Origin of the sequence: Stutzerimonas stutzeri, from assembly GCF_024448695.1 — a bacterium.
GTDB lineage: Bacteria > Pseudomonadota > Gammaproteobacteria > Pseudomonadales > Pseudomonadaceae > Stutzerimonas > Stutzerimonas stutzeri_T.
This window is the reverse complement of sequence record NZ_JAMOHY010000001.1, coordinates 211,225-236,374: the sequence shown is the minus strand read 5'-3', so window position 1 is coordinate 236,374 and position 25,150 is coordinate 211,225. Positions and strand designations below refer to the sequence as shown.

Genomic DNA, 25,150 nt, shown 5'->3' with positions numbered 1-25,150 from the left:
GGGCAACGGGTCGCGGCCTACGCTGTCAGCGAGCCGAGGCGGCGATGCGCAAGCCGGTCTTTTTCAGGATGCGACTGCTGACCAGCATCTCGTCGGCGCGACAGGCGTCACCGAGCAGAGCGCGGATTTGGGCGCGGTAGGCGTCGATTTCCTCAGCGTTGCGACCGTGGACCATGGCGAACAGGTTGTAGTGCCAGCCTTCACAGCGGGGCCGGCGATAGCAATGGCTGACGAAGGGCTGGCTGCCGATCAGCGGGCCGAGGCGTGCAATCTCGGCGTTATCGACATCCCAGACGGTCATGCCGTTGTGTCGATAGCCCAGGCGGTAGTGATTGGGCACGGCGGCGATGCGGCGGATGGCGCCGTCAGCCTGCAGCGCCTGCAGCAGCTCAAGGGTGGCTTCGACGCTGATGCCCAGACGTTCGGCGATCCAGGCCCAGGGATCGTCCACCAGCGGCAGGCCGGCTTCGGTGAGTTCCACCAGGCGTCTCGATAAATCGGACCGGCCATCAAACTGAGAAATGCAGTCCGACATGATAGGTCTCCTCCTTGGGCAGGTTGAGTACCGGCAAGCCGGTCTGCGTCTCGATGTACCGGATGGTTTCGGCGATGCCCTCAGGGGTCGCGCAGCCCAGTACGAACCACATGTTCCAGGCATGTTCGCGGCGATAGTTGTGTGCGACTTCGGGCATCGCATCGAGCTGCGCGGCGACTGCGTCGAAGCGCTCCTCGGGGACCGACAGTGCGGCAAGGGTGAAGGCGCCGCCCAGGCGTTCGATATCGAACATCGGCCCGAAGCGGGTCAGGGTGCCGTCATCCAGCAGCGCCTGGACGCGCGCGCGCAGGGTTTGCGGGTCGCTTTCCAGCTCATCAGCCAGTATCTGCCAGGGCTGGCGCACCAGCGGCAGGCCATGCTGCAGGCGATTGATCAGTCTGCGGTCGAGGTCATCCATGAGCCAGCTCCCGGGTAGCGGACGGGGCGTAGCGGCCCCCACACTGTTTGAAGGCGCGGGTGCTGAACAGCAACTGATGCGGCACATGGCTCAACTGGTGCTCGGCCAGCAGGGCTTCGATCAGCTCGCAGACCTGTTCGCGTTCGCGACCATGAACCATGCAGAAGAGGTTGTAGGGCCAGTCCGGCAGGTGGCGCGGACGCTGGTAGCAGAGGTTGATGCCGGCAGCCTGGCCGAGGCGGAGTCCGGCTTCTTCGACCTGCTCATCCGGGATGTCCATGACCAGCATGGCATTGGCGCGAAAACCCATGGCGCGGTGCTTGAGTACCAGGCCGACACGACGGAACAGGCCGTCCTCGCTCCAGTGGCGGACCTGTTCGAGCACAGCCTGTTCGCTGGCGCCGATGCGTTCGGCCAGTGCCTGATAGGGGCGGGCGGCCAGTGGCAGGCCGGCTTCGAGCAGGCGCCGCAGCTGCATGGTTTGCAGGTCGTCGAGCAGGGCGGTCATGGCGCGTCTCCAATGGGGAAACCCAGGTCGATGCGATAGGCGCGGCGCATGGGCAGGTCCAGTGGCGTCAGGCCGGTTTCCGCTTCGATCTGAGCCAGCAGGGTGTCGATATGCGTGCGATCCGGTCCGGTCAGCACAAACCAGAGGTTGTAACGATGTTCACGCAGATAGTTGTGGTTGACTTCGGGGAAGCTGTTGATCCGCGCCGCTACGGCTTCTATCCGTGAGGGCGGCACGGCGAGGGCTACCAGAGTGCTGGCGCCGGCGCGGCTGTGCTCGAACACCGGGCCGATGCGGGAGAGCCCTCCGCTCTGCGCCAGATGCTGGAGACTCGCAAGAATCTCGTCTTCGCTGCAGTCCAGGGCTTCGGCCATGGCGCGATAGGGCTCAGCGCACAGCGGCATGCCGTGCTGGAAACGATCGATCAGGCGGCGGCTGAGGCTGTCGAGCTGCATGTCATAACCCCGTCTCGTGAGCACGGCTGCTGAAGAAGATACCGCTTGGCGTTTCTGCCGGCAGGCGCTTGATCAGTTTCAGGCTGTAGGGATCCCAGACCTGGATTTCGTTGCCGTCGCGCACCGACAGCCAGAGCTGGTCGCCGCGTGCGGTGAACTCCATGTGCAGCACTGCGGGGCCCGGCTCCAGCGTGGCGATAACTTCGTGGGTTTCGCTGTCGATGACCTGAACCTTGCCGTTGTCCGGGTGCGCGAAGTTGACCCAGATCTGCCGTGCGTCAGGGCGCGCCATGACGAAGATCGGCTGTCCGGCCACGTCGATGGCGCCGGTCTGCTGCCAGTTCTCGTTATCCATCACCAGCACCCGGTGCTGGCCGATGGCAGGTACGAAGGTCTGGCTGCCGGCGACGGTCCAGCCCTCCAGGTGTGGCATCTTGTAGACGGGCAGTTTCTGCTGGCCGCGACCGTAGCCATCGAGAATGCGCTCGACACCACGTTCGGGATGCCAGAGGTCGATCTTGGCCATGCCGTCTTCGCCGAACAGGCCGGCGATGTAGTAGCGGCCCTCCGGCGTCAGCAGCGCATCGTAGGGCTGGTTGCCGATGTCTTCGAAGCGGCTGATCTTCGGCGTGCGGCTCTGGCTGAAATCCAGTAGCCAGGTTTCGCCGGTGTCGAAAAGGCTGTAGATGAAGCGCTGGCCGGGCACGTCGATGACGCCGACCACGCGCGAGTTGCGGCTACCATCTGCCAGCGGGGTGGCCGGGATGTCGGCCACCAGTTCCAGGTTGTCGGCATTGAATACCTTGACGCCGCCCGGTTCGTAGTTGCCCACGGCAATCAGCGTACCGTCCTGGCTGATGGCGCCGCCGATGCTGTTGCCTCCCTGGATCACGCGCTTGTCGATGCGCTGGTGTAGCAGGTCGACCTTGGTCAGGCCGCCATCGCGACCGAAAACATAGGCAAAGCGCTGGTCGCGGGAGAACACTACCGAGGCGTGGGACAGGTCGCCCAGGCCCTCGATGCGCCCCAGGCTGGTCATGCCGCTACTCTCTATCAGTTGCAGGCTACCGGTGGCGCGTTCCACCACCACACCCAGGTCGCCGGTGCCGCGCAGGGGTTGTTGCGCGCAGCCGACCAGCAGGCTGGCTGCAGCCAGCAGCAGGAAAGGACGGATCATGGCTTTGGATATCCTTCGACAAGAAGATCGACCAGCCAGACGATGTCCTGCTCGTTGAGCAGAGCATTCCAGCCGGGCATGGCGGTGCCGGGGCGCCCGTGAGTGACGGTGGCGATAAGGCTGTCGCGGGGTTTGCCGGCCAATGCGTCATGGGTGATCGCAGGGCCGAGGCCGCCAGTCATGCGCAGGCCGTGGCAGGAGCCGCAGTCCTGCACGAGAAGGTGTTCGAGCTGCACCTGGCGTTCGGCGGTCGGGCTGCCGGCCAGGGCCGCGGGAATCAGGAGGAGGGACGCCAGGGCGAGCCCCAAACGCAAAACTACATGTTGGGGCTTTCTCATGACGTCCTCCTTCAGTGTTACTTGAGGCTCAGAACCCACTCGGCGAGGGTCTTGGCTTCTTCTTCGGTTACAGCGTTTGGCGGCATCGGGATCGGACCCCAGACGCCCTGGCTGCCGTTCTTGATGTGGGTGGCGAGCAGGTCGGCAGCGCCTTCCTGGCCGGCGTACTTGGCTGCGACTTCCTTCAGCGCCGGGCCGACCATCTTCATGTCGACGTTATGGCAGGCTGCGCAAGGCTTGCTCTTGAACAGGGCTTCGCCGTCCTGGGCCATGGCTGGCTGCAGGACCAAAGCGCCGCCCATGGCAAGCAGTGGGATCAGGATTTTCTTCATGGGTACTTCCTCAAGGCTAAGTGGGGGGATCTTGAAGCCCGCCCCTGGGTGCCCGGCATGACGTTGCCGGGACATGCACGTTAAATTTACCGGTTGGGCGAAGCAACCTTTTGTCCCTGATCATGATTACGGTCGAGGGCGTTGAATTGCCCAGCATCAGGGACTCTTGGCCACGACCCGAGAATGCGGTATCCGGGCGGAGCGCGTCCTTGACTGCAATCAACCCGAGTATCGTCCCGTTTGCAGCGACCGTGGCAACTGTGACGATGTGGCGCACTGGGGCGGGGCTGAAAAAGGCGGACCGGCAAGCATCAAGCAAAAGCTTCGCTGCAATTCCTTCACGGGCATGGCCCGTTCCCGCGAATTTGCTTAGCCCGCCGGTAGGCGTGGCTTCAGCCACGAAGCTTGTGTTCCTGGCATAGTCGAAGAGTCTAGGAGAAGGTGTCGATTCGCTGTCCATAAGACGACGGGACCGGCGTTGCGCCGGTCCCGTACGATGTCGCTGAATCAGGGGTTGCCTGGTTACAGCTTGGAGGCGGTGATATCGCCTTCGGTGTCGATGCCCAGCTTGTAGCCGAGCGAGACATGGTGGAAACGACCGGTCGCGCTGTCGTCATGGATGGCAAAGCCGAAGTTGTAGGTGTTGCCCGGCGCCAGGCTGACATCGCCCTCGCCCCCTGCCAGCTTGCGGGTAAAGACCACCGACCAGGTATCACCGTCGAGCTTGCCTTCGGCGCCCACCAGGGCCTGGCCACCTTCCATTTCGCGATGGTCGGCGACGTAGCCGTCGAAGGCCTTGTTCTCGCCACTACGCCACTGGTTCAGGTCGTAGTAGATGCCATTGGCCAGCGAGCCGTCCTTGACGTATTTGGTCTTGCTGTCGTCTGCACCGGGCATGGTGCGGGCATCGCCGTGGCAGCTGGCCCAGCAGCCGGACTGTGAGGCCAGTTCGACCTTGTCGCCGGCTTCGAGCATGTAGGCGATCTTGACCGGGTTCTGCTCGTCCATCGCCGGGCTGCCGGAGGCTGCCGGCTGCTTCCAGGTGAAGCGCAGATAGAGGTTTTCGCCATCATGTGCGGCCTGAACCGTGGTGGCGATGAATGCCGCCTTGCCGGCAATCGGTGATGGTTCAAGCTTCTTGCCGCTGACAATCTTCTGGCCAATGTCGGCCAGTTCTTCGGAATGGCAGGCTGCGCAGGTTTCGCCTTTTCTCAGCACCCGCGCACCACCATGTTCGGTGCCCTTGGTGATCCATTCGACGGGTGACACGCCAGGATAGAACACGCCGGTTTCGACGGTGGGCACGGCACTCCAGTCGGCGGGTGCAGCTGCCAGGGCGTGGTGTGCGGTCAGGGCCAGTACGGCGCTGACGGCACTGGCCATCATGGTCTTGTTCATATTCGGTTCCTCATCATCGGGTTCTTCGTCGTCGATGTCTGGCCGGCCCGCCTGGAGGGCACCTCTAAAAACTACCTGCGTTGCCATCGCTGCGTTGAAAACAGGCTCGTGCGCGAGTCCGATCAAAATGCTCATTTACAACTCGTAAACTGCGCTTTTTCGCCTGTTTTCGTCTTGTGCTGGCTGCCTCGCCTACGTTTTTAGAAGCGCCCTGGAGCGGCTGGTCACTCTTCGTCTTCTTCGGTCATGCCTTCAGGCAAGTGGTGAGCAATGCCCTTGTGGCAGTTGATACAGGTCATGTTGTCTTCGGCAGCCATCTTGTGCTGCATGCGTGCGCGCTGCTTCTGCTTTTCGGAGCTCATGCTTTCCAGGCTGTGACAGTTGCGGCATTCGCGTGAATCGTTACCTTCCATCCGGGCCCACTCGCGGCGCGCCAACGTCAGGCGTTTGGCCTCGAATTTCTCCGGCGTGTTGATGGTGCCGGTGATCTTGCCCCAGACTTCCTTGGAGGCCTCGATCTTGCGCACCATCTTGTGCGTCCACTCCCTGGGTACGTGGCAGTCCGGGCAGGTTGCGCGAACACCGGTACGGTTTTCGTAGTGGATGGTTTCCTTGTATTCGGGGTAGACGTTGTCGCCCATCTCGTGACAGGAAATGCAGAAGGTTTCCGTGTTGGTGGCTTCCATCGCGGTGTTGAAGCCACCCCAGAGGATCACCCCCGCAGCAATGCCCACGATGAGAAGTGCGCCAAGCGAATACTGCGTGCTTGGCCGACGCAAAAAGGCAAGGCGACCGGTTTTTTTGGGTGTTTCGTTGCTGTCTTGGTCTTTCATGGGTTTCGTTCCTTGCCTGACCCCTGCGCCGAAACGCAGGGGCCTTAGCAGGTAGCCCTAGGGCCGGTTAGTACACGTCATGCATGGTGTTGAAGACGTTGAACTTGCCGGTTGGCGTGACCATTTCCGGGTCGGTGATGACGCGCTTGAGCTTCAGCGTCTTGTCGTCATAGATCACGATGGCCGACTGGTCGGTCTTGCCGCCCCACAGGGAGATCCACACTTCGTTACCGGCATGGTTGTATTCCGGCTGTACCGCACGACGGATCGCCTTGCTTTCCGGCAGGCCGGAATCCTTGGCAACGTTGAGTTGTGTCGGCGCCTTGCTCAGGTCATCCATGTCGAACACATAGACGGACTCGGCCACGTCACGCTCGGGGTTCATCGGTGCGTCGGCCCAGAAGTGCTTGGACTTGGGGTGGGTCTTGACGAACAGGTTGCCGGCGCCAGGCATTTTCAGCTCCTGCACCACCTTCCAGTTGTGCTGCTTGTACTTGGCGTCCTTCTTCTCGTCAGAGGCTGTCGAGATCAGCGATACCACGTCGTCGCCAAGGTGGCCGGTGGCCCAGACAGGTCCGAATTCCTTATGCACGAAGTTGGCGCCACGGCCCGGATGCGGGATCTTGGCGGTGTCTACCAGGGCGGCGAGCTTGCCGGTCTTGGTGTCCACGGCCGCAATCTTGTTGGAGGCGTTGGCGGCAACCAGGAAGTAACGCTTGGAAGCATCCCAGCCACCGTCGTGCAGGAACTTGGCGGACTCGATGGTGGTGGTCTTCAGGTTCTTGATGTCGGTGTAGTCGACCAGCAGGATCTGCCCGGTTTCCTTCACGTTGATCACCCACTCGGGCTTGAGCTGGGAGGCGACGATGGAGGCGACGCGCGGTTCCGGGTGGTACTCACCGTCAACGGTCTGGCCGCGAGTGGACACGACCTTGATCGGCTCAAGGGTTTCACCGTCCATGATCGAGTACTGCGGTGGCCAGTAGGTGCCGCCGACCAGGTACTTGTCTTCGTAACCGGCGAACTTGGACACGTCTACCGAGCGGGCATCGGAGCCCAGGCGCACGGTGGCAACGGTGGTCGGTTCTTCGTACCACATGTCGATCACGGTGGTCAGGCCGTCGCGGCCTACGGTGTAGACATAGCGGCCCGAATGCGAGAAGCGCGAGATGTGCACCGCGTAGCCGGTATCCAGCACTTTCCAGATTTCGTGGGTGTCGCCATCGACCAGCGCCAGCTTGCCTGCGTCACGCAGGGTGATGGCGAAGATGTTCTTCAGGTTGATCTTGTTCATCTGCTTCTTCGGACGCTCGGCCACCGGAACGATGAGATTCCAGCTGTCCTTCATGTCCTGCAGGGAGAACTCTGGCGGAATATCCGGGGTGTGCTGGATATAGCGCGCCATCATGTTGATTTCTTCTTTGGTCAGGATGTCGTCATAGTTGACCATCCCGCCTTCGGTACCGTACGCGATGATGTTTTCCAGTCGCGTGGTGCCCAGTTTGAGCGTGCCGCCTTCGGTCTTCTGGCCGCCTTCGGTTTTTTCCCAATGGGGCTCCAGGTTCTTGCCGGTGGCGCCCTTGCGCAGCACGCCATGGCAACCGGCGCAGCGTTCGAAATAGATCTTCTTGGCGGCTTCTTTCTCGTCCGCCGTCATGTCAGGCGCGGCGGCCTGGGCGACTGCCAGGCCGAGCAGCGAGATGCCAGCGATCAGGCCGGCGAGTAGGGGTTTACCAACATTGCTCATGGGTGTCTCTCCTTTGGAGCGCCCGGGGCGGCTCCTGCTAGTTACGACGGTATGGCAGTTCCGGATGCTTCTTGTTGTGTGCGATTTGCATCCTAGAGACCGCTCCGGCGAATGCGCTTGATGGCAATCAAGAGAGGCTTCGTGACCCCCCAAGCGTGACGCAGTGTCGCGGGTAGGCTTGATATTGGAGTTAAAAGCTTCGATATGCAGTGATCATGGCATCTTGTGTCTGGGTTGCATGCTGGGCGCCGCGGCTGAGGTAGTCTTCATTTCACGTAGGGCTTGACCGTGATCAAGCTTCGCTGGCGGATGGCTTGAGACGAGGACGCCCTCGCGGGTACTTTGGCGGCAGATTAATTAACCAACCGTTGCAGTGAGGTATTGCCAATGAATGCGCCCGAGAAGCTTGTCGGCCTGACTGACGCGCCGTTCTATCAAGCGCTGGGCAATGAAGAGGCGTTGTTCGAGCAGGCCTGGCGGCATGGCATGCCGGTGCTGATCAAGGGGCCTACCGGTTGTGGCAAGACCCGCTTCGTGCAGCACATGGCGCATCGCCTGAATCTGCCGCTGTACACCGTGGCCTGCCACGATGACCTGTCTGCTGCGGACCTTGTTGGCCGCCATCTGATCGGCGCCCAGGGCACCTGGTGGCAGGATGGCCCGCTGACCCGCGCGGTACGTGAAGGCGGCATCTGCTATCTCGATGAAGTGGTAGAGGCGCGGCAGGACACCGCCGTGGTCCTGCACCCGCTGGCCGATGATCGACGCGAACTGTTTATAGAGCGCACCGGCGAGGCGCTCAAGGCGCCGCCGGGCTTCATGCTGGTGGTCAGTTACAACCCCGGCTACCAGAACCTGCTCAAGGGCATGAAGCCCAGTACCCGGCAACGCTTTGTGGCGATGCGTTTCGATTACCCGTCCGCTGCAGAGGAACTGCGCATCGTGGCCAACGAGGCGCAAGTGGATGACGCGCTGGCGGCGCAGATCGTCAAGCTGGGCCAGGCGCTGCGCCGTCTTGAACAGCACGATCTGGAAGAGGTCGCTTCGACCCGCCTGCTGATCTTCGCCGCGCGCATGATCCGCTCCGGCATGAGCCCGCGCGAAGCCTGCATGGCCTGCCTCGCCGAGCCGCTTTCGGACGATGCGCAAACCGTTGCTGCGCTGATGGATGTTGTCGATGTCCACTTTGCCTGACATCGCCACCGGGGTGAGCCGACGTCTGCCGGGTGACCTGGCGATGTGGTTCTTCATTCTCGTCGAGCTGTCGGCCTTTGCGATCCTGATTCTCGCCTTCGCCGTCACCCAGCTGCTTTATCCCGAGCTGTTCGCGCAAAGTCGCGCCGCGCTGGACAGTTCGACGGGGTTGGCGTTGACGCTCAGCCTGTTGACCTCGGGCCTGTTCGCCGCGCTGGCCGTGGAGCAGGTACGCATTGATCAGTCGCGGCGTGCCGCCTGGTTGTTGCTGGCGGCATTGCTGACCTCCTGCGTCTATGTGGTGCTCAAGCTCGACGAGTACGGCCACCTGTCCAGCCTGGGTCTGGGCATGGAGCACAACACTTTCTTTACCCTGTACTGGATTCTGACCGGCTTTCACTTTCTGCATGTGCTGCTGGGCATGGTGATTCTCGGCTGGATGGCCGAGCTCTGTCGGCGCCGTGCATACAACGCGCAGAAGCACGCCGGAATGGAATCGGGGGTGCTCTACTGGCACATGGTAGACATGGTCTGGGTGCTGCTGTTCCCGCTGGTCTATGTACTCAACTGACGAGGTTGCAATGTCCGCTTCGAAAGTGCTGATCGGCTGCTGGCTCGGTCTGGCAGTGCTCTCTGTCGCTACCGTTCTCCTGGGTAGCTCGGGCTCGACCCTGGCGCTGGCTGCCGGCGTGCTGGCGGTTGCCTTGATCAAGGCCTGGTTGATCTCTGACGGTTTCATGGAGCTGCGCCATGCACCTATCCAGTGGCGCCTGCTGCTGGCTACCTGGCCGGTGGCTATGGCAGCCGGCATCCTGCTGGCGATGCTGCTTTGATGTAGCTGCAAGCCAGGCCCCGCGCTTCTCAAGCAAAAGCTTCGCGACTGAAGTCGCGCCTACAACGGGCCTGTGCATGCTGGACCGCTGGGAGTGACTTCAGCCACGAAGCTTTGTTGTTTGCCGGTTGCCGGCGTGCTCACGCTTCATCGTCCGCACGCCCGGCTTTACAAGCCCCCAAAACGCCCTTCGTAAGCCCTTCGTTTGCCTGACTTAATACCTGACCTCTTTGATCAGGCGTTCTTGATTTCCATCAAGCAGTTTTCGATAGCTGCCTTCTTAAACTGGCCACGCCAAGCCATGAGGAGGCGACCATGTCCGAGACCTTCACCAAGGGAATGGCCAGGAATATTTACTTCGGGGGAAGCATCTTCTTCTTCCTGGTATTCCTGGGCCTGACCTATCACACAGAGCAGACTTTTCCAGAGCGTACCAACGCTTCGGAGTTGACCGAGGCGGTAGTGCGCGGCAAGGAAGTCTGGGAAAACAACAACTGCATCGGCTGTCACAGCCTGCTTGGTGAAGGCGCCTACTTCGCGCCGGAACTGGGTAATGTCTTCTTTCGTCGTGGTGAGGATGCGGCCTTCAAGCCCTTCCTGGCAGCGTGGATGAAGGCTCAGCCCCTGGGCGTACCAGGGCGCAGGGCAATGCCGCAATTCAACCTGAGCGAGCAGGAAGTGGATGATCTGGCGGAGTTCCTCAAATGGACTTCGAAGATCGATACCAACAACTGGCCGCCAAACAAGGAGGGCTGAGAGATGAGTGCAATGAATCCGCATCTCAAGTTCCAATCACAGGCGGTTGCCAAACCCTACTTCGTGTTTGCTCTGATTCTGTTTGTCGGGCAAGTCCTGTTCGGCCTGATCATGGGCTTGCAGTATATAGTCGGTGACTTCCTGTTCCCGCTGATCCCCTTCAACGTGGCACGGATGGTTCACACCAACCTGCTGATCGTCTGGTTGCTGTTCGGCTTCATGGGCGCGGCCTACTACCTCATTCCCGAGGAAGCGGACCGTGAACTGCACAGCCCGAAACTGGCCATCATCCTCTTCTGGGTGTTTGCCGCAGCCGGCGTGCTGACCATTCTCGGCTACCTGCTGGTGCCCTATGCCGCTCTGGCGGAGATGACGGGCAACCACCTGTTACCGACCATGGGACGAGAGTTCCTCGAACAGCCGACGATCACCAAGATCGGTATTGTGCTGGTGGCCCTTGGCTTCCTCTACAACGTCGGCATGACACTGCTCAAGGGTCGCAAGACCGTGATCAGCACGGTGATGATGACCGGTCTGATCGGCCTGGCGGTGTTCTTCCTGTTCGCCTTCTACAACCCGGAAAACCTGGCGCGCGACAAGTACTACTGGTGGTTCGTGGTGCACCTGTGGGTTGAAGGTGTATGGGAACTGATCATGGGTGCGATGCTTGCCTTCGTCCTGATCAAGGTCACCGGCGTCGACCGCGAAGTGATCGAGAAGTGGCTCTACGTGATCATCGCCATGGCCCTGATCACCGGCATCATCGGTACTGGCCACCACTTCTTCTGGATCGGTGCGCCTGAGGTCTGGTTGTGGGTGGGTTCGATCTTCTCCGCGCTGGAACCACTGCCGTTCTTCGCCATGGTGCTGTTCTCGCTGAACATGGTGAACCGTCGCCGTCGTCAGCACCCGAACAAGGCCGCCTCGATCTGGGCCATCGGTACTACCGTGACCGCGTTCTTCGGTGCTGGCGTGTGGGGCTTCATGCACACCCTGGCTCCGGTGAACTACTACACCCACGGTTCGCAGCTGACCGCAGCTCATGGTCACCTGGCCTTCTACGGCGCCTACGCCATGATCGTGATGACCATGATCAGCTACGCCATGCCGCGTCTGCGTGGCCTGGGCGAAGCACCGGATGCACGGGCGCAGCGCATCGAGATCTGGGGCTTCTGGCTGATGACCATTTCCATGGTTGCCATCACCCTGTTCCTGACGGCTGCTGGCGTCATCCAGGTCTGGCTGCAGCGTATCCCTGCCGACGGCGCCGCCATGTCGTTCATGAATACCACTGATCAGTTGATGGTCTTCTTCTGGCTGCGTCTGATCGCCGGGGTGTTCTTCCTGATCGGCCTGGTCTGCTACCTGTTCAGCTTCAGGCAGCGTGGTCGGGTAACTGCTGACGATACGGTTACAGCCACCGCTGCAATCTGAGTCGAGTTGCGATGTGAAGTGACGGCCCGGCTGACCTAGCGGGCCGTTTCTGTTTTGAAAGAGCGATGTTCCCGTTAACTGTTGCGAACAACGTCTCCTGTTAAGAGCAGGTTCGCGAATAACACCTAACGGGGCATGGCACTTTGAGTGCATTGCTTTGAGTTGTACTGAGGAGGAAACGCCATGGCCTTTGCGATCGAAGTAGAAGAGTGGGTCGGTAGCGTCTGGCACCGCTTCATTACCCGCCGTGCGGACCCGGATTTCCCCGAAGCCCGAGTCGAGCTGGAGAGCATGCGGCGTCCACTGTCGGTGCTGTTTCGGGCCATGGGCGGCGCCAGTGGCATTGGCGTCGAAGCGGCCAACGCGCGTGATCTGATGCTGCGGCGCAATCTGCTGCAGCAGGTCGCCGGGACCTGCAAACAATTGCCGGTGGCCTGGTGCGACGCCAGCAATCTGCGTTTGCCGCAAAGCCTTGCAGTCTTTCCCGAGGTTGAACTCAATCAGGATCTGTATCGCTGGCTGGCGCTGCTTGCGGCGCAGGCGGGCGACATGCGCCACTGGGCGCGCGACAATCAGCGCTGGACCCAGTCATTACTTCAGCAATACCCGGCCATGCGGCCCCGTTATGAGCGTCTGGTCGAGGCGCATCTGCTGCTGCGTCCCGATCCTGACTCACTGAGCAAGGCCGAAGGTGCGCTGGAGCGGGCGTTGCGTCAGGCGTTGCGCGAACCGGGCAGTGTCGAGCAGTTTCCGCGCAGCGAAATCGCCCCCTGGCCGCTGCCGATGTGGCTGTATCCGGCTGAAAATCTCGGTGTGCCGCAGGCCACCGAGCTGGCCGATGAGGATCCGGACAACAACCTGCAGGCGCCGCCTACCGAGCAGAAGGGCATGCGCAAGCGCGCCAAGCGCGTCGAGGAAAACTCCGGCAAGGGCGGCCTGATGCTGTTTCGTCTGGAGAACCTGTTCAGCTGGTCGGAACATGTCGAGCTTGATCGACAGAGCGACGACAGCGAAAACGAGGATGCCTCGCGCGTCGCCGAGGATCTGGATGAAATGGCCATGTCGCGCCAGCGCATGCGCAAGGGTGGCGGCCTGAAACTGCACCTGGACCTGCCGCCGAGCGATGTCGACGATATTCCGCTGGGCGAAGGTATCAAGCTGCCGGAGTGGGATTACCGCAAACAGTGCCTGCAAGAAAACTTCGTCAATCTGCAGATGATGTTGCCGCGCGGCTCCGAACCCCAGGGACTGCCGTTGCGGCTGAGTCCGCTGGCGCGCAAGCTGCGCCGCCAGTTCGAGCACCTGCGCAACGATCGTCAATGGCTGCGTGGTCAGCCGCAGGGTTCTGAACTGGACATGCAGGCCTGGCTGGATTTCCATGTCGAGCGCCAGCACGGGCAGTGCGCCGAACGTGGGCTGTTCATGGAGCAGCGCCAGAGTCGCCGTGACCTGGCCTGCCTGCTGCTTGCCGACCTGTCGATGTCCACTGACGCGCATCTGGATGACGAACACAAGGTGATCGATGTGATCACCGACAGCCTGCTGCTGTTTGGCGAGGCACTGTCGGCGGTCGGTGATGAGTTCGCCTTGTACGGCTTTTCCTCGTTGCGCCGCCATCAGGTGCGTATGCAGGAACTCAAGCGTTTCCGCCAGCCCTATGGCGACGAAACCCGTGGGCGCATCCAGGCACTCAAGCCCGGTTACTACACCCGCATGGGTGCGGCCATCCGCCAGGCCACCGAACTGCTCGGCAACTGCAAGCAGCGGCGCAAGTTGTTGTTGCTGGTGACCGATGGCAAGCCCAACGACCTGGATGTCTACGAGGGCCGCTACGGCGTCGAAGACACCCGTGAGGCCGTGCTCGAAGCTCGCCGGCAGGGGTTGCTGCCATTCTGCATCACCATCGACAGCGAGGCCGGTGATTACCTGCCCTACATGTTCGGCGCCAACGGCTACACCCTGATCAAAGAACCCCAGCAGCTGCCGTTCCGCCTGCCACAGCTGTACAAGCAATTGACGCAGCGCTGAGGCTGGCCCGCCACCTGTGGGAGTGGGCCATGCCCGCGAGCAAGGCCAGCACGCTCGGCAGGGAATCTTTCACGGGCATGGCCCGTTCCCACAAAAGCGCTCGGCCAACTTGTGGGCTGGAGTCAAGATGGATGTCAAAAGCGATGTCCGTCCGCGCCAGATTCCAGCGTGCTGCTGTTACAATGTCGCCTTTTCGCTTCTGGAGTTTCTCCGGTGTCTGTCGTGTTCGTCGCTGCTTCCCAATTGCCGACGCCGTTCGGCGTGTTCACCATGCATGGCTTTCTCGATCAGGACACGGGCAAGGAGCATGTCGTACTGACCATGGGCGACGTCGCTGACGGCAAGCCCGTACTGGGTCGCCTGCACTCGGAATGCCTCACCGGTGATGCCTTGTTCAGCCTGCGCTGTGATTGCGGCTTCCAGCTGGAAGCGGCACTGAGCGCCATCGCCGAAGAAGGTCGCGGGGCGCTGCTGTATCTGCGTCAGGAAGGCCGTGGTATCGGTCTGCTGAACAAGATTCGCGCCTATGAGTTGCAAGATCAGGGCGCCGATACCGTCGAAGCCAACGAGCGCCTGGGGTTTGCCCCGGACATGCGTGACTACGCGATCTGCCTGCCGATGCTAGACCATTTGGGCATTTCCGAAATCAGGCTGATGACCAACAATCCGCGCAAGGTCAAGGCGCTGCAGGGCTTCGGGATCCGAGTTGCCGAACGCATGCCGCTGCAGATCGCACATAACCCGCACAACCGCAAATACCTCGCGACCAAGGCCGGCAAGCTCGGTCATCTGCTTGGCGAAATTCACCAGGGCGAAGCTGAACAATCATGAAGCGTACCGAGGAAAGGCAGCGACTTAACAGGCTCTGGTGGTTCTGGCTGGCGCTGTGCCTGCTGCCATGGATTCTGTTCGGGCCTCTGGACGTCAACCTGGGATTGCCCCCCATCGCGATATTCATCACCGGCCTGTTCGCCCTGTTCCCGAGTCTCAAGGCCTTTTCGTCATTCAAGCGCGCGCTCTTTGCCCTGCAGGAGCGAGATCCGGCGGGGGAGCGCACGCGCTGGGCCACCTTGCAGCGGGCGCAGGTCATAGGACTTTATTGGGCTGCCGTACCAGCCTGGCTGGCGGCGCTGGGGTCGCTGTCCGGGTTGGGCGGCGTGGCCTGCCTGCTGCTGGTGTTCGGCAGCCTGATGACCCTCATCCTCTATCGCATCCCGCGTCAGGTGCTGTAAGCCTTTATTCGGATGAATGTCTGCCATAGCTCTTGCTGACGAAGGGCACTTCATCAAGGCCGCGGCGCTGGTTGATCACCAGTGTCAGCACAAAGAAGAAATTCACCATCATGTTGCACAGGCGCGGCAGGATCAGCGGCACTTCGATGCCCTCCTGATCGACCCGCACCATCGCCCGAATGGCTTTTTTCGCGCAGGAGCGCGCATGGTGAAGCTGCGCTACCGGCGCGCTGCCACGCGGGAGGACGAACCCCCGCAAGCGTTCGCTCACCTCGGCCTGATAGTGGCTCAGCCGCCCTTGCAACCAGGCCAGATCGGCTTCCTCCACGGCCAGACGCCCGCGTATCGAGCCGTTGACGTGGAAGGCCAGCGGCTGCAGCCGTTCCAGGTCGACGCGCAGATCGTCGAAAGGCATCAGGTCGATGATCTCGCCGATATGCCCACATAACTCATCGGTCAGCACTTCGAAATCGCAGAGCACAGAAGTGTCCTGGATGAAGGGATAGCAGATTTCGTCCCGGTTCTTGCTGAGTGTCAGCGCCATGATTTACCTCGGCTGGATAATGGGTGGCCATACGCTGAAGTCCACGTGAACCTCCACGTTGAATACCTCCGCCAGATGGTTCGGAGTCAGCACCTGCTCCGGCGTGCCCGTCCGGTGGAGCCGGCCCTGATGCATCAGGCATAACCGATCACAATAGCGGGCGGCCAGTGCCAGATCGTGGATCGAGACCAGCACGCCACGGCCTTCGCCAGCGTAGGTTTTGAGCAGGTCCAGAATATGCCGCTGGTAATAGAGGTCGAGGCTGGCGACCGGTTCGTCGGCAATCATTACCTGCGGCTCGCCGGCTAGCACGCGGGCCAGCCAGACGCGGGTCTGCTCTCCACCGGAGAGTTGGTCGATATGCCGCTTACGCCACTGCCAGACCCCGGCCTGATGCATGGCATGGTGGATCTTGTCCGCATCCTCGTCGCCCCAGGGCAGGCGACCCAGGGTGACGATGTTCTCCACGCTCAAGGCCCAGGCGCTCTGGCTGGTTTGTGGCAACAGCGCCACCTGGCGTGCGCGTTCGTTGCCGCTCAGGCGCTGACTGGACGTGCCGTTGATCTCGATCTGGCCGTGATAGGTTTGCACACCGGCCAGGCAGTTGAGCAGGGTGGACTTGCCCGAGCCATTGGGGCCAATGATGCCCAGCACCTCGCCGGCATTCAGGCTCAGATCGATCCCGTGCAGGCGGTCATCCACGCTCAGTTTGTTCGCGCGTATCAGCTCCATTTCTGTCGCTCCCGCCAGACCAGCCAGATGAACAACGGCGCGCCGATCAGCGAAGTCAGCACCCCCAGCTTGAGTTCTCGCCCTGGCGGCAACAGCCGAACCACCAGGTCGGCACAGAGCACCAGCGTGGCGCCAGCCAGCATCGAAGGGATCAGTAAGCGATCCGGGCGATGCTTGACCAGTGGACGAACCAGGTGTGGCACGATCAACCCGACGAAGCCTATGGCGCCGGCCACCGCCACCGCCGAGCCGACCAGCACGGCTGCACCCAGCACGATCAGCCGGCTACCGCGCTGGACGTTCAGGCCCAGGCTTTGCGCGGTTCGCTCGCCCAGGCTGAGCCCATACAACAGCGGCCGTTGCCGCAGAATCAGTACGCTGCCGATCAGCAGGGCTGGCAGCAAGATGCGCAGGTGATCCAGACCGCGCTCGGAAACTGAACCCAGCAGCCAGAACACCAGCTCCTGCATGGCGTACGGGTTGGGCGCGAAATTCAGCAGCATCGCCAGTACCGCGCCGCTGACGGTAGAGATCGCCAGCCCGGCCATGATCACCATGGCTGGGCGCGAGGAGCCGGCCAGCGCCAGCATCAGGATCAGCGCAATGCTTGCGCCGAGCAGCCCGGCCAATGCAGGTGCCATCTCGCCAGCAAAAGACAGCAGGCCGAAATAGAACACCGCCGCCGCACCGAGCGCCGCGCCCTGGCTGGCGCCGATCAGCGCCGGATCGGCCAGGGGATTGCGTAGCAGCCCTTGCAGCGCAGCGCCGGAGAGCCCCAGCGCCGCGCCGACACAGAGGGCCAACAGGGTGCGTGGCAGACGAATGTCGCCGACCACGATGGCTTCGAAGGTTTGTGCGCCGCGCAGCCAATCGAGCAACCCTGCGGCGACGTTGACCGAGGTCGAACCCAGACTTAGCGAAAGCAGGGTGGTGATCAGCAATAACCCGCCGAGCAGTGGCGTGATCAGTCGAGCCATTGATGCAGTTGTCCTATCAGGTCCCAGGTCCATGGTCCGGGGCATTGCCAGCGCCAGTAATCGGTCGATAACCAGCGTTCGGTGGGTACGGCGTTGGCCAGCGCCGGGTGTTCAGCGAATTGGTTGGCCAGGGCACGATGTTCAGGGGCGGCCCACAAGATGGCATCCGGTGGGTCGCTGACGATTTGCTCCAGATCCAGGCGTTGGTAGCCCGGTTCTGTGAGGTAGTTGGTCCAGCCAGCGTGTTCGAGGATTTCATCCTCCAGCGTGCCGGTGCCGGTACCGATGCCGTTTGAGCCGAGCAGCAACAGCCGCTGCGCTCTGGCCGGGCGGGGCAGCGGCGCGGGGACCTCGCTGGCGTGAGTATCCGGCAACTGCAGATAGCGCAGAAACTGTTTTTCGTACTCCACCACCTGTTGCAAGGTCAGCGGCAGCGGTAGCACGTTCACCTGTACACCCAGGGTCTGCAGACGCTGGCGCAGCATGACCGCGGCATATTGGCCAACCAGCACCACATCGGGCTGCAACGCATAGATCCGCTCCAGACTGCCGTCATGCCACGGCCACTCGGTGTCGATCCAGTCGATGGGATAGCGTTTGTGCAGTGGCGACAGCGCCACTACAGCCTGCCGGTCTGCGTGATGCGCCACCAGCCAGTCTAGGCACAGGTCGAGGGAGAGGATGCGCTGCGGCGTGGCTGCATAAACCCAGCCTGGCAGCGCCAGGGTCAGGGTCAGCAGTGGAATCGCCAGGCGCAACATGATGGAAGAAGCCTTGTCGGAGAAACCCTGGCGTTACGCCAGGGCAGAAACTCAGGTTGCCGGACGAGCCGGCAACCTACGGGTTACAGCTGGGGTGTCCAGGTCATGCCAATCATCACGCTTGCGGGTGTTTCCTGATACCCATAATTGTCACCGTCATAGGCATACAGAATGCGGCTGTAGTCCTTGTCCAGGATGTTGGCCAGCTTTATGTCGAAGGCCAGTTCGTTACTGGCTTGCCAGTTGGCGCGCAGGTCCAGAACGCCGTAGCCGGACAGTTCCGTGGTGTTGGCGGCGTTCCCGTAGCTGCTGCTGACGGCGGTGAAGCTGGCGCCGACGCCGATATCGCCGAACTGACGATCCAGATTCAGGTTCAGGGTGCGTTTGGCGCGGTTGGACAGGGTGTGGCCGTTTTCGCGATTGCGTGGGTCGATGATGCTGACACCCAGGTCGCCGTTCCAGCCGAACAGTTCCTGCTTCAGGGTCGCTTCGAAGCCATTGACCCGTGCTCGGTCGGTATTTTCCACCGTGCTCCAGTCGGACGTCGCGGTAATCAGGTCCCGGAAGTCGGTGCGATACAGCGAGGTCTCCAGTCGGGTGCTCGGGGTGAGCTGACTGCGCCATTGCAGCTCGTAGCTGCGTGATTTCTCCGGTTTGAGGTTCGGATTGCCTTGGTAACCACCGTATAGCGGCCAGTAGAGGTCGGCAAAGGTCGGTACACGGAAGCCTTCGGAATAGGACAGGATCAACTGGTTGTCCGGGTTGAGGGAGTAGCTCAGCGCACCGTTGAAGGTGTTCTCAGTTCCGAACTGCTGGTTGTCATCATGGCGCATGCCCAGTTCGGTGCCGAAGCGCTCACCCTGGAAACTGTGCTGGATAAAGGCGGCCTTGTTGTCGCGGTTGTTCACCGCAAAGTCATTGCTGCTACGAACCTTGTCATTCAGATAATCAAGGCCCAGGCGCAGGTTGTGGCCATTGCCCAGGCTCAGGGTGTTGAGCCAGTTAGCCGAGTCGCGATAAGTGTTGTTGACCGTGCTGCCGGGGAACAGCTTGTCGAAGTTCTCCTGCTTGTCCTCGCTGTGGCCGAGTTCGATACGGCTGCGCCAGATATCGTTGATACGACCGTCCAGCCAGACGGTGCTGGTGCTGACGCTGTATTCATCGTAGGGAGCGGCAGGCACAGAGGCACCCCATGGCGCAATGGTATCGTCCCAGCGCCCGGAGGGGTTATCGATCTCGGTTTTGCCACGCTGATCGAGCACAGTGAAGCCCGCTTCAATATCGTCGGTAAAGCGGTGGCTCAAGTTCAGGGCCAGGGAACGGTTGCGGTAGGCATCATGGTCCGCATCGCTGGCGAAGGAGGTGCGGGTACGGTCGATACCGGCGGTTTCCTGCAGCCCGGCGGTCAGGTTGAAGCGGGTGCGCTCATCGCCACCGGACAGACCCAGGGTGCGTTCCCAAGTGCTGTCGCTGCCACCGGCGATGCGCACGTAAGGGCGCAGTCCTTCGCCTTCGCCACGGCGGGTGAATATCTGGATCACGCCGCCCATGGCGTCGGCACCGTGGATGGCCGAACGTGAGCCACGCAGCACTTCGATACGCTCGATCTGATCGACACTCAGATATTGCAGGCTGGCGCTGCCGGCGGTGGCCGAGCCAGCCCGCACGCCATCGATCAGGACCAGGGTTTGTGCGGTGCTGGTGCCACGGATGGACAGGCTGTACAGCCCGCCACGGCCACCATAGTTGGCAACCTGAACACCGGGCACCTGGGTCAGCAACGCCGGCACGCTGGCCGGACGCAACCGTTCGATATCCGCACGGGTGAATACAGTGCTGGCCGCGCTGCTGTCGCTGCGTTGTTCAACATCGCGGTTGGCGGTAATCAGGGTGTCGGAAAGCTTCAGCGCATCCTCGCGGGATGTCTGGGCGAGCGCCAGGCCAGGCGTCAGGGCGATGGCCAGGGCCAAACGGGACAGTTTCATCGGTAAAGAATCCTCAAAAGATCAAAGCACTTTTGAGGAGGGCAGGAACAAGCACGGAGTCTGGTTTGCAGGCACAGCGCTTGACGGTGCTGCCCTCCGCAACACCAGTCGAATCCGCTCAGGCCGGTCTCCGGGCTCTCGACGCTCATCACGCTCGCCTTCCCGTGTCGAAGCACAGTGGCTGTTGAGCGGACGGCGATCACTGGGATCGCGGTCGATTACCGTTGCGGGGGCAGCGCCGGGATTGTTCGGATCGAACGCACCGGCTTCCCGTTTAATGCGCGCCTTGCGGCGGCACACCTGAATGGAAAACGCGCGCACCATAGCGGGTGGCGCGCATTGAGGCAATGACCGGAATTAAGAATGACTGGGCATCGACTGGGTAGTGGGCTTTGTGCACGGTGCTACTTTCTGGTGGGAGGGGACTTGTCCGCGAGCTTTTGTGCAGGGCGACGGCAAAAGCTCGCGAATGAATTCGCTCCCACAGATCGGTGCGCAGGCTTCAATCATTCACAGGCACAGCAGCTCGCCATGACCGACTGGCCGGCGAAACGCTGCTTCCAATGGCTCGCCCAGCAACAAATGGTGAAGGGCGCGAATCGGCCCGGCGTGGGTCAGCAGAATGGCATCCGTTTCGCCCAGTTCAGCCAGAAAGGCGCGCAGGCGCTCCAGCAGTTCAGGCAGGGACTCGCCATCGGGCGGCGCGGCAGTCTGCCAGTTGTCGCCCCAGTGCCGGGCCGTGGGAGAATCCAGTTCCGTCCAGGTAAGGCCTTCCCATTCACCGAAATTCAGTTCCTGCAGGCGGGCGTCGATCTTGAAAGGTGCCTCCAGCGTTTCGGCCAGGCTGCGGCAACGCAGGCTCGGGCTGCTCCAGATCGGCGGCAAGCCCGCTGGAAACTGGCGGGCCAGCGCTTCACGGACCGCCTGAGCCTCTTCGGCGAAGCTGTCCGCCAGCGGCACATCCAGCTGGCCATAGCACAGGCCTGGCGCGCAGCCGACGCGGGTATGGCGAATCAGACAAAGCGGCACAGCGCCAGCACTCCCAGCAGAAAGGCCAGTTCGCTCAGCTGCTGCAGCGCGCCCAGACAATCGCCGGTGAAGCCGCCGATCCACTTGCGCAGCCAGCGAGCGAACCAGAAACGCAGCGCGACCAGTGGCAGCAACGCCAGCCAGAACAGCGTGGGCACTTCGATCCAGATAAAGGGCAGCAGTGCCAGGGTAGCTGCGATCAGCAGTCCCGTTGCCGACATGCGTACTGCCAGCGGCTTGGCCTTGCCTTCAGGGCGCGCATAGGCCTCGGTGAGCATCATGCTGGCAGCGTTGAGGCGGCTGACTGTGTGCGCCAGGATCATCACCGGGATGATCAGCGCGACGGGCAGCGCGTTCAGCAGCAGAAACTTGCCGCCCAGCGCGCCGATCAGCGCCGTGGCGCCGTAAGTCCCCAGGCGCGAGTCCTGCATGATGGCAAGAATGCGCTCGCGGTCCCAGCCACCGCCCATGCCGTCCATGCAGTCGGCCAGACCGTCCTCGTGAAAGCAGCCGGTCAGCAGCAGGCCGAAGATCATGCTTAGCAGAATTGCCACCGGCTCGGGCCAGAGCAGGGTCGCGGCCCAGTAGACCAGCGCGCAAAGCGTGCCGATCAGGGTGCCGATCAGGGGGAAATAGATGGCTGCCTGGTTGAGCTCGTCTTCGGAGTAGGGGACGCGGGCCGGAATCGGAATCCGGGTGAAGAACTGCAGCGACAGCAGGAAACGGTCGCTCTCGCGGTGCCAGGCGGTACGCTCGTTCATGGTGCGGCCTCACTGCTGACGCCCGCTTCCTCGAAAGACGCCATCTCGTTAAGAAAGCCGCAGGCAGCCTGCAGCAGCGGCCAGGCCAGCACCGCACCGCTGCCTTCGCCCAGGCGCAGGTCCAGCTGCAGCAACGGCGTGGCGCCCAGATAATCCAGCAGCAGGGGGTGGCCACCTTCCTGGGAGCGGTGGCCGAACACCGCGTAGTCACGCACCGCCGGCGCGATCTGCATGGCCGCCAGTAGCGCGGCGCTGGCAATAAAGCCATCAACGATGATCAGCGCGCCATGTTCTGCTGCACCGAGCATGGCTCCGACCATCATCACCACCTCGAAGCCTCCGACCTCGGCGAGGATATCGAGCACCTCATGCGGGCCGGGACCGACCCGCGTTGCGACGGCTTCCAGGGTGACGACCTTGCGGGCCAGTCCGGCATCGTCCAGGCCGGTGCCGCGGCCGGTGCTGGCAGCAATGGGCAGGTCAGCGAGAAAATGCGCCAGCAGCGTGGCACTCGAAGTATTGCCGATGCCCATCTCGCCGAAGGCCAGGACGTTGCTGCCTTTTTTCACTTCCTCATGGGCGATGCGCCGTCCGGCTTCGAGTCCCTGCACAACCTGCGCTCGGGACATGGCAGGTGCATGGAGGGCGTTGGCGGTGCCGTGGCCAAGTTTTTCGTGGCGCAGCGGCATGTCCGCGGGAAAGTCGGTGTTGACGCCGGCATCCACCACTTGCAGGGCGAAACCGTGCTGACGAGCGAAAATATTGGTGGCCGCGCCGCCGGCAATGAAGTTGTGGACCATCTGCGGCGTGACTTCCGGCGGGTAGGCACTGACGCCAGCCTGTGCCAGCCCGTGGTCGGCAGCGAAGATGATCAGGCTGGGGCGCTTCAGTACCGGGCTGAGCGTCTGTTGCACCAGACCGATCTGCTCGGCCAGCACTTCGAGCTGGCCGAGCGCGCCGAGGGGTTTGGTCTTGCGGTTGATCTTGTGGCGCAGGGCGGGAGCTAGCGCGGGATCAGGGGTGTGGATGGTGAAGAAGGGCAGGGACATGAGGGCTCGTACCGGTGGTGCGGCTTGCAGGCCGGGCCGCAAAAAATCAGAAGGTGCGTGTGGGGCCGAATCTATTCGGCCACTGGTTACAAAGGCCGAATGTGCCAAGGCCGAATAAATTCGGCCTTACAGGTTGGCAGGTTCGGTGGAAAAGCCTTTGGCGTTTTCCACCCTACGCCAGTCGTGCGCGTATTGCAGTTTCGATCCCCGCTGCATCCAGGCCGCATTCGGCGAGCATCTGAGAGGGTGTGGCGTGTTCCACGTAGCTATCCGGCAGGCCCAGTTGCAGCAGCGGCTTGACGATGGCCACGGCGGCGAGAAATTCGCTCACCGCACTGCCGGCGCCACCCATGATGCTGTTTTCCTCGATGGTCACCAGCAGCTCGTGGGAGTCGGCTAGCTGGCGTACCAGGGCTTCGTCCAGCGGTTTGACGAAACGCATGTCGACGACTGTCGCATCCAGGGCTTCGCCCACTTCCAGCGCCTCGGCCAGTTGTACGCCAAACACCAGCAGCGCCACTTTTGCGCCCTGGCGACGGATGACGCCCTTGCCGATTTCCAGCGGTTCCAGGCCGGGCTCGATAACCGCATTGGGGCCAGTGCCGCGCGGATAGCGGACTGCCGCCGGGCCTTCAAACAGGTAGCCGGTGGTGAGCATGCGGCGCATCTCGTTCTCGTCGCTGGGCGTCATGATGAGCATGCCCGGAATGCAGCGCAGGTACGACAGATCGAAACTGCCGGCATGGGTCGGACCGTCTTCGCCCACCAGACCGGCGCGGTCGATGGCGAACAGTACGTCGAGGTTCTGCACGGCCACGTCATGAATCAGTTGGTCGTAGGCGCGCTGGAGGAAGGTGGAATAGATCGCCACCACCGGCTTGGCGCCTTCGCAGGCCATGCCGGCGGCCAGGGTCACGGCGTGCTGTTCGGCGATGGCGACGTCGAAATAGCGCTCGGGAAAGCGTTCGCTGAAGGCCACCAGGTCGGAGCCTTCCTTCATGGCGGGCGTGATGCCGGCCAGGCGGGAATCAGTCGCTGCCATGTCGCACAGCCATTGGCCGAAGATATTCGAGTAGCGCGGGCCGGACGGCGGCTTGGGTTTTTTGGGGGCGCCCAGTGGTTCCAGCTTGTTGATGGCGTGCCAGGTGATGGGGTCGACTTCTGCCGGGGCGAAACCCTTGCCCTTCTTGGTCACCACGTGCAGGAACTGCGGGCCGGACAGGTCGCGCATGTTGCGCAGCGTGGCGATCAGCGTCGGCAGGTCGTGGCCGTCGATGGGGCCGATGTAGTTCCAGCCCAGCTCTTCGAACAGGGTGCCGGGCACCAGCATGCCCTTGGCGTATTCCTCGGTGCGACGGGCGATTTCCCAGGCGCCGGGCAGGCGCGACAGCACTTTCTTGCTGCCTTCGCGCATGCTGGTGTAGGTGCGGCTGGAAAGGATTTTCGCCAGGTAGTTGGACATCCCGCCGACATTGCGCGAGATCGACATGTCGTTGTCGTTGAGCACCACCAGCATGTCGGCGCCGACTTCCGGCGCGTGGTTGAGCGCCTCGAACGCCATGCCGGCGGTCAGAGCACCGTCGCCGATCACTGCGATGGACTTGCGCTTCTGGCCCTGCAGGCGGGCGGCGATGGCCATGCCCAGCGCAGCGCTGATCGAGGTGCTGGAATGGCCGACGCCAAAGGTGTCGTATTCGCTTTCGCTGCGGCGCGGGAAGGCGGCCAGGCCATCCTTCTGGCGCAGGCTGGCCATCTGCTCGCGGCGTCCGGTGAGGATCTTGTGCGGGTACGCCTGGTGGCCCACATCCCAGACCAGGCGATCGTCCGGGGTGTCGAACACGTAATGCAGCGCGATGGTCAGCTCGATCACCCCAAGACCGGCTCCGAAGTGCCCGCCGGTCTGGCCGACGCTGAACAGCAGATCCTGACGCAGCTCGTTGGCGAGCTCTTCGAGCTCCGCTTCGCCCAGGCGACGCAGCTGCGCCGGCGTGGCGGCGCGGTCAAGGATAGGCGTTTGCGGGCGAAGCCGAGGAATCTCATGGAACGTCTTGAGCATCGGGCGGATCGTTTTTGGCTGAAAAAAGAGCCGCAGTTT

General features: G+C 62.2%; 27 protein-coding genes and 1 riboswitch. Of the genes, 8 read left to right on the top strand and 19 right to left on the bottom strand.

Annotation, left to right across the window (positions count from 1 at the left end):
• Positions 1-25: 25 nt before the first annotated feature.
• The 10 genes from NAV32_RS01155 to NAV32_RS01110 form a co-directional block, all read right to left on the bottom strand.
• Positions 26-535, bottom strand: coding sequence for a nitrite reductase (locus tag NAV32_RS01155; protein ID WP_256050958.1), 510 nt, complete (start codon positions 533-535; stop codon positions 26-28).
• Complete coding sequence (locus NAV32_RS01150; RefSeq protein WP_256050957.1) at positions 510-953, bottom strand: Lrp/AsnC family transcriptional regulator; 444 nt, start codon at positions 951-953, stop codon at positions 510-512. Before NAV32_RS01150 ends, NAV32_RS01155 begins: the two co-directional genes overlap by 26 nt.
• The gene (locus NAV32_RS01145; RefSeq protein ID WP_256050956.1) at positions 946-1,461 is read right to left on the bottom strand and encodes an AsnC family protein; all 516 of its coding nucleotides are present in this window, start codon (positions 1,459-1,461) and stop codon (positions 946-948) included. The genes NAV32_RS01150 and NAV32_RS01145 overlap by 8 nt, the downstream gene beginning before the upstream one ends.
• Positions 1,458-1,916: an Lrp/AsnC family transcriptional regulator gene (locus tag NAV32_RS01140; RefSeq protein WP_256050955.1), complete on the bottom strand. Its 459-nt coding sequence runs from the start codon at positions 1,914-1,916 to the stop codon at positions 1,458-1,460. The genes NAV32_RS01145 and NAV32_RS01140 overlap by 4 nt, the downstream gene beginning before the upstream one ends.
• Position 1,917: 1 nt before the next feature.
• Positions 1,918-3,093 carry a cytochrome D1 domain-containing protein gene (locus NAV32_RS01135; RefSeq protein ID WP_256050954.1) on the bottom strand — a complete coding sequence of 392 codons (1,176 nt, stop codon included), beginning with the start codon at positions 3,091-3,093 and terminating at the stop codon, positions 1,918-1,920.
• Positions 3,090-3,431, bottom strand: coding sequence for a c-type cytochrome (locus tag NAV32_RS01130; RefSeq protein WP_256050953.1), 342 nt, complete (start codon positions 3,429-3,431; stop codon positions 3,090-3,092). Before NAV32_RS01130 ends, NAV32_RS01135 begins: the two co-directional genes overlap by 4 nt.
• A gap of 17 nt (positions 3,432-3,448) precedes the next feature.
• Positions 3,449-3,763, bottom strand: a complete 315-nt coding sequence (locus NAV32_RS01125) for a c-type cytochrome (protein WP_256050952.1) — start codon at positions 3,761-3,763, stop codon at positions 3,449-3,451.
• A gap of 522 nt (positions 3,764-4,285) precedes the next feature.
• Positions 4,286-5,161, bottom strand: coding sequence for an ethylbenzene dehydrogenase-related protein (locus NAV32_RS01120; protein ID WP_256050951.1), 876 nt, complete (start codon positions 5,159-5,161; stop codon positions 4,286-4,288).
• A gap of 224 nt (positions 5,162-5,385) precedes the next feature.
• A complete protein-coding gene (locus NAV32_RS01115; RefSeq protein ID WP_256050950.1) occupies positions 5,386-5,994 on the bottom strand; it encodes a NapC/NirT family cytochrome c in 609 nt (202 codons plus the stop codon).
• Between the two features lie 67 nt (positions 5,995-6,061).
• Complete coding sequence (locus NAV32_RS01110) at positions 6,062-7,741, bottom strand: cytochrome D1 domain-containing protein (RefSeq protein WP_256050949.1); 1,680 nt, start codon at positions 7,739-7,741, stop codon at positions 6,062-6,064.
• Positions 7,742-8,128: 387 nt separating this feature from the next.
• Here NAV32_RS01110 and NAV32_RS01105 point away from each other — a divergent pair, with 387 nt between their 5' ends.
• From NAV32_RS01105 to NAV32_RS01070, 8 genes are all read left to right on the top strand, one after another.
• Positions 8,129-8,935 (top strand): CbbQ/NirQ/NorQ/GpvN family protein, encoded by an 807-nt coding sequence (locus NAV32_RS01105; RefSeq protein ID WP_272890072.1) that lies wholly within the window; start codon positions 8,129-8,131, stop codon positions 8,933-8,935.
• On the top strand, positions 8,919-9,506 hold the full coding sequence (locus tag NAV32_RS01100) for a cytochrome c oxidase subunit 3 (protein WP_256050948.1): 588 nt from the start codon (positions 8,919-8,921) through the stop codon (positions 9,504-9,506). The genes NAV32_RS01105 and NAV32_RS01100 overlap by 17 nt, the downstream gene beginning before the upstream one ends.
• Before the next feature lie 10 nt (positions 9,507-9,516).
• The gene (locus tag NAV32_RS01095; RefSeq protein WP_256050947.1) at positions 9,517-9,768 is read left to right on the top strand and encodes a cytochrome C oxidase subunit IV family protein; all 252 of its coding nucleotides are present in this window, start codon (positions 9,517-9,519) and stop codon (positions 9,766-9,768) included.
• 314 nt (positions 9,769-10,082) lie between these two features.
• Entirely contained in the window at positions 10,083-10,523 is a 441-nt protein-coding gene (locus NAV32_RS01090; protein ID WP_256050946.1) for a c-type cytochrome, read from the top strand.
• A 3-nt stretch (positions 10,524-10,526) separates the two neighbouring features.
• Positions 10,527-11,957, top strand: a complete 1,431-nt coding sequence (locus NAV32_RS01085) for a cbb3-type cytochrome c oxidase subunit I (RefSeq protein ID WP_256050945.1) — start codon at positions 10,527-10,529, stop codon at positions 11,955-11,957.
• A 183-nt stretch (positions 11,958-12,140) separates the two neighbouring features.
• Positions 12,141-13,985, top strand: coding sequence for a nitric oxide reductase activation protein NorD (locus NAV32_RS01080; protein ID WP_256050944.1), 1,845 nt, complete (start codon positions 12,141-12,143; stop codon positions 13,983-13,985).
• A gap of 213 nt (positions 13,986-14,198) precedes the next feature.
• Positions 14,199-14,816 carry a GTP cyclohydrolase II gene (gene ribA, locus NAV32_RS01075; RefSeq protein ID WP_256050943.1) on the top strand — a complete coding sequence of 206 codons (618 nt, stop codon included), beginning with the start codon at positions 14,199-14,201 and terminating at the stop codon, positions 14,814-14,816.
• A complete protein-coding gene (locus NAV32_RS01070; RefSeq protein ID WP_256050942.1) occupies positions 14,813-15,217 on the top strand; it encodes a hypothetical protein in 405 nt (134 codons plus the stop codon). The genes ribA and NAV32_RS01070 overlap by 4 nt, the downstream gene beginning before the upstream one ends.
• Positions 15,218-15,221: 4 nt before the next feature.
• Here NAV32_RS01070 and NAV32_RS01065 read toward each other — a convergent pair whose 3' ends face one another.
• The 9 genes from NAV32_RS01065 to dxs form a co-directional block, all read right to left on the bottom strand.
• Positions 15,222-15,761 (bottom strand): ATP:cob(I)alamin adenosyltransferase, encoded by a 540-nt coding sequence (locus NAV32_RS01065; RefSeq protein WP_256050941.1) that lies wholly within the window; start codon positions 15,759-15,761, stop codon positions 15,222-15,224.
• A 3-nt stretch (positions 15,762-15,764) separates the two neighbouring features.
• On the bottom strand, positions 15,765-16,493 hold the full coding sequence (locus NAV32_RS01060; protein ID WP_256050940.1) for an ABC transporter ATP-binding protein: 729 nt from the start codon (positions 16,491-16,493) through the stop codon (positions 15,765-15,767).
• Positions 16,484-17,470 (bottom strand): FecCD family ABC transporter permease, encoded by a 987-nt coding sequence (locus NAV32_RS01055; protein ID WP_256050939.1) that lies wholly within the window; start codon positions 17,468-17,470, stop codon positions 16,484-16,486. The genes NAV32_RS01060 and NAV32_RS01055 overlap by 10 nt, the downstream gene beginning before the upstream one ends.
• Positions 17,458-18,231 carry an ABC transporter substrate-binding protein gene (locus NAV32_RS01050; RefSeq protein WP_256050938.1) on the bottom strand — a complete coding sequence of 258 codons (774 nt, stop codon included), beginning with the start codon at positions 18,229-18,231 and terminating at the stop codon, positions 17,458-17,460. Before NAV32_RS01050 ends, NAV32_RS01055 begins: the two co-directional genes overlap by 13 nt.
• Positions 18,232-18,314: 83 nt before the next feature.
• A complete protein-coding gene (locus NAV32_RS01045) occupies positions 18,315-20,216 on the bottom strand; it encodes a TonB-dependent receptor domain-containing protein (protein ID WP_256050937.1) in 1,902 nt (633 codons plus the stop codon).
• 104 nt (positions 20,217-20,320) lie between these two features.
• Positions 20,321-20,535, bottom strand: a riboswitch (cobalamin riboswitch).
• A gap of 191 nt (positions 20,536-20,726) precedes the next feature.
• Positions 20,727-21,245, bottom strand: a complete 519-nt coding sequence (cobC, locus tag NAV32_RS01040) for an alpha-ribazole phosphatase family protein (protein ID WP_256050936.1) — start codon at positions 21,243-21,245, stop codon at positions 20,727-20,729.
• Entirely contained in the window at positions 21,230-22,006 is a 777-nt protein-coding gene (locus NAV32_RS01035) for an adenosylcobinamide-GDP ribazoletransferase (protein ID WP_256050935.1), read from the bottom strand. The genes cobC and NAV32_RS01035 overlap by 16 nt, the downstream gene beginning before the upstream one ends.
• Positions 22,003-23,055 (bottom strand): nicotinate-nucleotide--dimethylbenzimidazole phosphoribosyltransferase, encoded by a 1,053-nt coding sequence (gene cobT, locus NAV32_RS01030; RefSeq protein WP_256050934.1) that lies wholly within the window; start codon positions 23,053-23,055, stop codon positions 22,003-22,005. Before cobT ends, NAV32_RS01035 begins: the two co-directional genes overlap by 4 nt.
• Positions 23,056-23,227: 172 nt before the next feature.
• On the bottom strand, positions 23,228-25,111 hold the full coding sequence (dxs, locus tag NAV32_RS01025) for a 1-deoxy-D-xylulose-5-phosphate synthase (RefSeq protein WP_256050933.1): 1,884 nt from the start codon (positions 25,109-25,111) through the stop codon (positions 23,228-23,230).
• Positions 25,112-25,150: the final 39 nt, after the last annotated feature.